This is a genomic window from Actinosynnema sp. NPDC059797, assembly GCF_042732085.1.
GTDB lineage: Bacteria > Actinomycetota > Actinomycetes > Mycobacteriales > Pseudonocardiaceae > Actinosynnema.
The window spans coordinates 1-8,422 of record NZ_JBHWIE010000315.1; the positions used below are offsets into that span (position 1 = coordinate 1).

Annotated in this window: 5 protein-coding genes and 1 pseudogene; 5 read left to right on the forward strand and 1 reads right to left on the reverse strand. The window is 74.4% G+C overall.

Features of this window, described 5'->3' with window-relative positions; translation table 11 throughout:
- A partial coding sequence (locus ACFV4N_RS35560) for an MFS transporter (protein WP_499677052.1) occupies positions 1-568 on the reverse strand: 568 nt, incomplete at its 3' end.
- A gap of 351 nt (positions 569-919) precedes the next feature.
- Between ACFV4N_RS35560 and ACFV4N_RS35565 the strand changes: the two genes are divergently transcribed.
- The 5 genes and pseudogenes from ACFV4N_RS35565 to ACFV4N_RS35585 form a co-directional block, all read left to right on the forward strand.
- On the forward strand, positions 920-2,740 hold the full coding sequence (locus ACFV4N_RS35565; protein WP_499677053.1) for an ABC transporter ATP-binding protein: 1,821 nt from the start codon (positions 920-922) through the stop codon (positions 2,738-2,740).
- The gene (locus ACFV4N_RS35570) at positions 2,737-4,473 is read left to right on the forward strand and encodes an ABC transporter ATP-binding protein (RefSeq protein ID WP_499677054.1); all 1,737 of its coding nucleotides are present in this window, start codon (positions 2,737-2,739) and stop codon (positions 4,471-4,473) included. Before ACFV4N_RS35565 ends, ACFV4N_RS35570 begins: the two co-directional genes overlap by 4 nt.
- A 143-nt stretch (positions 4,474-4,616) precedes the next feature.
- A complete protein-coding gene (locus ACFV4N_RS35575) occupies positions 4,617-5,711 on the forward strand; it encodes a phenylacetate--CoA ligase family protein (protein ID WP_499677055.1) in 1,095 nt (364 codons plus the stop codon).
- Position 5,712: 1 nt separating this feature from the next.
- The gene (locus ACFV4N_RS35580; protein WP_499677056.1) at positions 5,713-7,080 is read left to right on the forward strand and encodes an aldehyde dehydrogenase family protein; all 1,368 of its coding nucleotides are present in this window, start codon (positions 5,713-5,715) and stop codon (positions 7,078-7,080) included.
- Positions 7,081-7,143: 63 nt separating this feature from the next.
- A pseudogene (locus ACFV4N_RS35585) lies at positions 7,144-8,422 on the forward strand (hypothetical protein); the annotation flags it as partial.

Consider the following 8,422-nt stretch of genomic DNA (forward strand, 5'->3'; position numbering starts at 1 on the left):
GGGCCAGCGGCACCAGGTACACGGCGGCCAGGCACAGCACCGTGGTCGTCCACCCGCACCGGGAGTGCAGCAGCAGCGCGCCGCCGGAGCCGATGACGACCGACAGGCTGGCGGCGGCCATCTGGATGCCGTTGGCCGGCCCGTGGTCGGCGGGGACCAGGATGCGCACCATCAGGCCGTTGATGGCGTTGTCGTGGAACAGCGACACCACCAGCACCACGACCATGAGCCCCGCCAGCGCCCGGAGGTCGTCCACCGGGTCGATGCCGGCCAGTGCCACCAGCGCCAGCACCAGCAGGACCTGGGTGCCCACCAGCCAGGTGCGGTAGTGCCCGTGCCTGCTCCAGCCGAACCGGTCCACCACGGGGCTGACCAGGAAGCGCGCGAAGTAGAACGTCCCGAGCAGGTTGAGCAGCGCGACGGTGCCCAGGCCGACGCCGCGTTCCAGCAGGATGGTGGTGACCGTGAGGAACAGGAACGAGTACCCGATGTCGGTCACCAGGTAGAGCGATGCGATGACGGCCATCCGGCGGGAGCGCGACAGGCCCACCGCGTCGGTTCCACTCATGTGCGCACTCCTCGGTCGGGCGATCGGCCGCCCGGTCTTCGTGCCGGGCGAACGGTGCGTTCGGTGGTCCGCGGACCGGGGGCGCACCGAGGCGACCGCCCGGCGGCGCGCGGCCCCCCGCACGTCCCCGAGCGGCGTGGGCGCCCGTTCACCGGGTTGAGCCGGGCGCCCGGCGGCACCCGGGGATCGCACGGCTCCGGCACCCCGTCCCCGCACCTCGGTGGTCACAGTTCCGCTTGTCTTCGTCACCTGTCGTGACGTTGATCGGCCATTAGGCTAGCCTAACTTTCGTAATTGTTGACTCGCAGTCAACACATGACCTTCGGTCCGAACCCGATACGAGGGGTGCTGATGACGACGAACACCACCGAGGCCGAACGACCTCCCGCACCACCACCGCCGCCGCCCGTCCGGGAGGCCGAACCCCGCCTGGTCGGCCTCGGTGCGGCGGCCCGCCTCCTGCGCCCCGTGCGCCGGCACCTGATCGCGTGCGCCCTGCTGTCCGCGGTGGCCGCCGCCGCGGGCTTCGCCCCGTACGTGGCCATCGCCGAGATCGCCCGCACCGTGCTCGGCGCGCCCTCGCTCGCCGAGGTGTCCGGCACGGTGTGGAGCTGGGTCGCCGTCGGCGCGGGCGGCGCGCTGCTGCGGCTGCTGCTGCTCGGCCTGTCCTCGCACATCGGGCACCACGCCGACGCGGAGATCCTGCGCGACATCCGGGTGCGGATCGTGCGGAAGCTGGGCGTGGTGCCGCTGGGTTGGTTCCGCTCGTCCGGCTCGGGCGAGGTCAAGAAGACCATGACCGACGACTTGGAGGAGATGCACCACCTCATCGCGCACGCGCTGGGCGAACTGGTGGCCGGCGCGACCGCCGTGGTCGTCGGCGTCGGCTACCTGGCGCTGGTGGACTGGCGCATGGCGCTGGTCACCGTCGCCGTCCCGGCGCTCGCCCTGGTCAGCTACCGGCTCGCGATGCGCTCGCTGCCGACCCACATGGCCCGGCTGATCGCCGCCGAGGGGCGGATCAGCACCTCCAGCGTCGAGTACGCCGACGGCATCACCGTGGTCAAGACCTTCGGCGTCGGCGGGCGGATCATGGACCGCTTCGCCGACGCGGTGGCGGAGCACACGGCGGCGCTGAAGGTGTGGGTGGACGAGACCCGCTACAGCTCCGCGTTCAGCCAGCTGCTGACCTCGGAGGTGACCTCGCTGGCCGTGGTGATGGCGGTCGGCGTCGGCTTCGTGCAGGCCGGCTGGCTGGCGTTCCCCGACCTGCTGCCGTTCCTCGTCCTCGGCGTCGGCCTGCCCACCACGTTCCTGCCGGTCGTGCAGGGCACCCAGGGGCTGCGCAAGGCCAGGATGGCGGCCGGGCGGATCGAGTCGGTGCTCGCCCACGAGTCCCTGCCCGAACCCGTCACGCCCCGTGAGCCGAAGGGGCACGACGTCGTCTTCGACCGCGTGACGTTCTCCTACGACGGGGTGACCGACGCGCTGCGCGACGTGAGCGCGGTGTGCGCGCCCGGCACGGTCACCGCCCTGGTCGGCCCCTCGGGCGCGGGCAAGTCGACGCTGGCGAGCCTGCTGCCCCGGTTCTACGACGTGACCGGCGGGGCGATCCGCATCGGCGGCGTGGACGTCCGCGACATCCCCTCCGCGAAGCTGCTGGCCTCGATGTCCCTGGTGTTCCAGGACGTCGTGCTCCTGCGCGACACGGTCACCGAGAACATCCGCATCGGCCGGCCCGACGCCACCGACGACGAGGTCCGCCAGGCCGCCAAGGCGGCGCAGGTCCACAACGTCGTCGAACGGCTCCCGATGGGCTACGACACCGTGCTCGGCGCCGGCACCAGCGGGCTGTCCGGCGGTGAGCGGCAGCGGCTGACCATCGCGCGGGCCATCCTGTCCGGCTCGCGGATCGTCGTGCTGGACGAGGCGACCGCGGCGCTCGACCCGGACAGCGAGACCGCCGTCCAGGACGCGCTGTCCGAACTCGTCGCCGGCAAGACGGTGCTGGTGATCGCGCACCGGCTGCACACCATCGCCGGCGCCGACCAGATCCTCGTGCTCGACGGCGGCCGGGTGGCCGAATCGGGCAAGCACGACGAACTGCTCGCCAAGGGGGGCCTGTACGCCCGGATGTGGGCCGCCCAGCAGAACGGAGGCCCCACCCCGTGATCCGCCACTTCTACCGGCTGTGGCCGAACCCGGGCGTGCTGGTCCGGCTCCTCACCCTGCACGTCGTGCTCGCGGTGCTGCAGGGCCTGCTGCTCGGCCTGCTGGTGCCGATCCTGCGCGCGTTGCTGCGCCCCGAGCCCGACTTCGCCGCCGCCACGCCGTGGCTGGTCGCCGGCGCGATCGGCGCGGCGGTGTACTGCGCGCTGAAGGTGATCGCCACCCCCGTCGGGTTCGCCGCCACCATGCGGCTGGCCGAGCAGCTGCGCCACCACCTGATGCGGCACGTCGCCACCCTGCCGCTGGGCTGGTTCACCGGCGAGCACAAGGCGCGGCTGTCCCGCACGGTCACCACGTCGGCGGGCAACGTCGCCCACCTGGCGGCCACCTTCGGCCCGCCCGCCATCACCGGCCTGCTGGTGCCCGGCACCGTCATCGTGGTCACGTTCTTCGTGGACTGGCGGCTGGCGCTGCTGTTCACGGCCATCCTGCCGGTCGCCCTGCTGGCGCTGCGCCGCTCCGGGCGGATCACCTCCGAGGCGGACCGCGACCTGGAGGAGGCCGCGGTCGAGATCGCGGGCCGCGCCATCGAGCTGGGCCAGGCGCAGCCCGTGCTGCGCGCGGCGGGCCACGGCACCACCGGCAGCGCCCGGATGCGCGCCGCCCTGGACGACCACCGCCACCGCTACCGCCGAGGGCTGCGCCGGGCGTTGGTGCCCGACCTGACCTACACCGGTGTGGTGCTGGCCGGCTTCGTCGCCGTGCTGGTGCTGGGCGCGCAGTTCCTGCTCAGCGGCACGCTCGCGGCGGCCGACGCGATCGCGCTGCTGGTGCTGGCGGTGCGGTTCCTCGAACCCCTGGGCACGCTCACCGAACTGCTGGGCACGCTGCACGCCATGGACAACTCCGTCACCCGGGTGGAGAGCATCCTGCGCACGCCGGCGCTGCCGCACAGCCCGAACCCGGTGCGGCGGATCGAGGACGCCACGATCGAGTTCGCCGACGTGTCCTACTCCTACGGCGACGGCATGGCGCTCACCGGCGCGTCGTTCGTCTGCCGCCCCGGCACGACCACCGCGCTGGTGGGGCCCTCCGGCTCGGGCAAGACCACGGTGACCAGGCTGATCGCCCGGTTCTTCGACGTCGACTCGGGCAGCGTGCGCGTCGGCGGGGTCGACGTGCGCGACCTGGACCACCCGACCCTGCTCGACGACATCGCGATCGTGTTCCAGGACGTGTACCTGTTCGACACGACCATCGAGGAGAACGTGCGGATCGCCTGCCCGGACGCCACCCACGAGGAGCTGCTGGAGGCGGCCCGCGCGGCCCGGCTGGACGAGGTCGTGGCACGCCTGCCGCAGGGCTGGCGGACGCGCGTCGGCGAGGGCGGCGCGCAGCTGTCCGGCGGCGAGCGCCAGCGGGTGTCGATCGCGCGGGCGTTCCTCAAGCGCGCCCGCATCGTGCTGCTGGACGAGGCGGGCTCCGCGCTCGACCCGGAGAACGAGGGCGCGATCGGCGAGGCCATCGCCGCCCTGGGCCGCGACCCCGAGCGGACCGTCGTGGTGATCGCCCACCGGCCCACCACCCTGGCCGCCGCCGACCGCGTGGTGGCCCTGGACGGGGGCCGGGTCGTCGAGACCGGCAGCCCCCGGGAACTGCTGGCGGCCGACGGCCCGTTCGCCCGCCTGCACCGCCAGTACGAGGACGCGCGGAGCTGGCACATCACCACCGCGTAGACCACCGCACCACACCGGGGCGGCGGCCGGCACCTCCGGTCGCCGCCCCGGCGCGCGGAACCCTTCGGTGGTACCGCAGGGACTTCGTCGGCCGGGGCGCGCATTGTCGTGATCAGGTGCCCGTACGGCCGAGGAGGTAGACGGTGAACTCGTCCATCCCAGCGCTCGACACGCCGTGGGAGACGCCGCCCGACGGCGACGACCTCGTGCGCGAGGCCATGGAGTGGCACTTCGGGCCGGACACCGGTTCCCGGTTCTGGCTGGACCGGGCCAAGGAGCTGGAGTTCGAACCCCGCCGGGACGTGCGCACGGTCGACGACCTGGTGCTGTTCGACAACGTGGTCGACGAGCTGCGCGCCATCCCCGTGGAGGACCTCGTGCCCCGGGGCTACGAGAAGCTCGGGCACATCACCGAGCGACCCCTGGTGGGGGAGAGCGGCGGCACGACGGGCGAACCCAAGCGGGTCTTCTCGCTGCCGGACGTGCGGGACGCGTCGTGGCGCTGGTACTGGCACCGGCTGACCGAGCACGGCATGCCGGTGGGGCGCAACTGGCTGGGCGTGGTGCCCGCCGGACCGCACATGGTCGGCAGGCTGACCCGGGACGCCGCCGAGCACTTCGGGGGCACCTTCTTCACCGTCGACCTGGACCCCCGGTGGGCCAAGAAGTGCAAGGCCGACGACATGCGGGCCTACGTGGAGCACCTCATCCAGCAGGTCGAGTGGGTGCTGCGCAGCCAGGACATCGGGCTGCTGGCCATCACCCCGCCGCTGCTGGAGGCGATGTGCCGCCGGGAAGACCTGGTGGACCTGATCCGGTCCAAGGTCTCCACCATCACCTGGAGCGGCGCGTCGATGGACACCGACACCCGGGAGCTGCTGCGCACCGAGGTGCTGCCGGGCATCGACCTGATCGGCATCTTCGGCTCCACGATGATCTTCTGCGGCATCCCGGAGCGGCCGGGCTCCCCGGTCGGGACGCCCGCCGTGTTCGACCCGCCGGCGCCGTTCTCGTTCTTCTCCGTGGTCGACCCGGAGACGCGGCTGCCCGTGCCCCACGGCGAGCGCGGCCAGCTGATCACCCACCACATCACGCGGAACCTGTTCCTGCCGAACAACCTGGAGCGCGACACCGCTGTCCGGCACCCCCACGGCCTCGGGCTCGCGGGCGACTCGGTGTCCGAGGTGGCGCCGGTGCGGAAGTTCGGCGACGCCGAGGTCATCGAAGGGGTGTACTGACGTGCCGGCCCTGATCCCCCTGGACGCGCTGGGGCCGTCCGGCCCGTACCGGACCGTCCGGACCGCGCGGGTGGACGACGTGTCCGGTCGACCGGTGGCCGAGCTGAGCCTCGTCCCGGCGCTGTACGCGCACCGCGCGGTGACGGCGCTGCGGCGCGCGGAGCCCCTGCCGCCGGAGCGGCTGCGGGCGGTGCTGGCCGAGGCGGGCGCGGCGTTCGCCGAGGGCAGGGTCGACGGCGTCGACGCGGAGACCTACTGCCGCACCGTCGCCCGGGTGTCCGGCCTGCCGATCTCCACCGTGCGCACGGCGGCCGCCGACCTCGGCGCGCACGCCGCGACTGCGGTGGACACCGCGAACCAGGCCCGGCCGGTGGGCGCGGCCGGCGACTGGCGCGACGAGAGCACCAGCAAGGGCTCGGGCCTGTGGGTGCGCAAGGGCGACGTGCTGGCGGTCAACGCGCCCGCCAACACGCCCGAGGTGCACGCCGCCTGGCTGGACGCGGTCGCCCTGGGCTACCGGGTGGCGGTGCGGCCGTCGCGGCGGGAGCCGGTCACGCCGCACCGGCTGGTGTCCGCGCTGCGGCAGGCGGGGCTCGGCGACGACCGGCTGGTGCTGCTGCCCGGCGAGCACGGCACCGCCGACGCGATCATCAACGCCGCCGACCTCGCCATCACCTTCGGCGGCGACGACGTGGTGAGCCGCTACTCCGGGACCGGTGTGCTGCCCCAGGGGCCGGGCCGGTCGAAGGTCCTGCTGACCGCCGACGCGGACCGCACCTCGTTCGTGGACACCGTGGTGGAGTCCGTGGCGAGCCAGGCGGGCACCGGCTGCATCAACGCCACGGCCGTGTTCGTGGAGGGCGACCCGGCGCCGATCGCGGAGGAGATCGCCGCGCGGCTGGCGGAGCTGCCGGTGCTGCCACCGGAGGACGAGCGCGCTGCGCTGCCCGTGCGGCCGGTCGAGGAGGCCCGTGCGCTGGCGCGGTACCTGAAGGAGCGCGCGGACGACGCGCGGTGCCTGCTCGGCAGGCACGGCGTGGCGGTGGAGCTGGGCGACGGCTCGGCCGTGCTCACCCCTGCGGTCCACCTGCTGGAGCGGGCGGACGCGCCGCAGGCCCGGATCGAGTTGGGGTTCCCCTGCGTGTGGGTCGCGCCCTGGGACCGGTCGCAGGGCGTCGAGCCGCTGCGCGACACGCTCGTGCTGACCGTCTTCACCGACGACGACGACCTGGTCGACCGGCTGGTGCGGCAGCCCGACATCGCCAACGTGCACGTCGGCCCGTACGCGACGACCTGGCGCCGGCCCGGCCTGCCGCACGACGGCTACCTCGGCGAGTTCCTCATGCGGGGCAAGACCTTCGTACGGTGAGTCCTACATCGCCGGCGCTACTTTCCTGGCGACCGCCGGGCGGCCGGTGGTAGTCGTCGGGATGTGTGGTTCGGTCGGGCGGCGCACCTGCGCGGGGTGGCGCGGTGGTTGGCGGAGGTCGCCGGGGGCGGCGGGTCGGTGCTCGGCGTCGAGGGCGAGACGGGGTCCGGCAAGACGGAGCTGAGCCGGTTCGCCGCCGCCGCCGCGCGGCGGCTCGGGTTCCGGGTGCTCGGCGTCGGCGGCAGCCCGTTCGAGTCGGGCGCGGCGGGACAGCTCGTGCGGCGGCTGTGCGGCACGTCCGACCCGGACGAGGTGCACCGGCGGGTGCTGGACGAGTCCCGGTCGGGTCCGGTGCTGCTGGTGGTGGACGACCTCCAGTGGTGCGACCCGGAGTCGGCCATCTGCCTGGCGTTCCTGGCGCGGCGGCTGCCCGGCCTCCGGATCGGCCTGCTGGTGTGCAGGCTGCCCGGTGTCGCGGTGGGCGACCCGGTGCCCGCGGGCGAGCTGTTCCGGGACCTGCCGCGCGACGCGCGGATCGAGCTGGGCGCGCTGGACGACGGCACCGCGGACGCCGTGGTCGCCGCGTCGCTGCCCGCCGCGCCCGCCGGGGTCCGGGCCGCGGTGCGGCGCTGGACCGGGAACAACCCGTACCTGCTGGCCGAGGTGCTCGCGGTGCTGACGCGGTGCGGCGACCCGCTGCCCGAGGTGGCCGACGTGGTGCCGGCGAGCGTGGCCGCGTGGCTGCTGCGGCACCTCGGCGGCGACCTGCCGGTGGCGCGGGCGCTCGCGGTGCTGCCCGGCGAGGCGGGTGCCGACGAGGTGGCCCGGGTGGCGGGCATGCCGGTCTTCGAGGTCGAGCCGGCGCTGGGCAGGCTCGTCGCGCTGGGCCTGGTGCGGCGCGGGCGGGGTGCGGCGTTCCGGCAGCCGCTGGTCCGGGCGGCGGTGCTGGACACGACCCCGCCCGCCGAACGGGTGGCGCTGGTGCTGCGCGGAGCGCGACCGCTGCGCGACCGCGACCTGGTGGGTTACCTGCTCACCAGCGGGGTGGCCGACCACCCCGAGGTGTGCGCGCCGCTGACCGCGGCCGTCCGGCGGGTGGTGGCGGAGTCGACCGGCGGCGACCGGTCGGCGCTGCTGCGGGGCCTGCTGGCGCACCGGGTCTCGGTGCCCGCGCGGGTGGAGTTCCTGCGCCTGCTCGCCGCCGCGGAGCTGGACCGCAGCCCGACCGCGGCGCTGGCGTGCCTGGACGAGGCGGCGGGCCTGGCGGCGGACCGGCGCTCGCTCGCGGTCGACCGGGCGCGGGCGCTGCACCTGCTGGACCGGGGCGCCGAGGCGGTTCCGG

What these genes read in the sequence shown, in the direction of transcription:
- ACFV4N_RS35565 (WP_499677053.1), top strand. Translation starts at nt 920, where the DNA reads ATGACGACGAACACCACCGAGGCCGAACGACCTCCCGCACCACCACCG.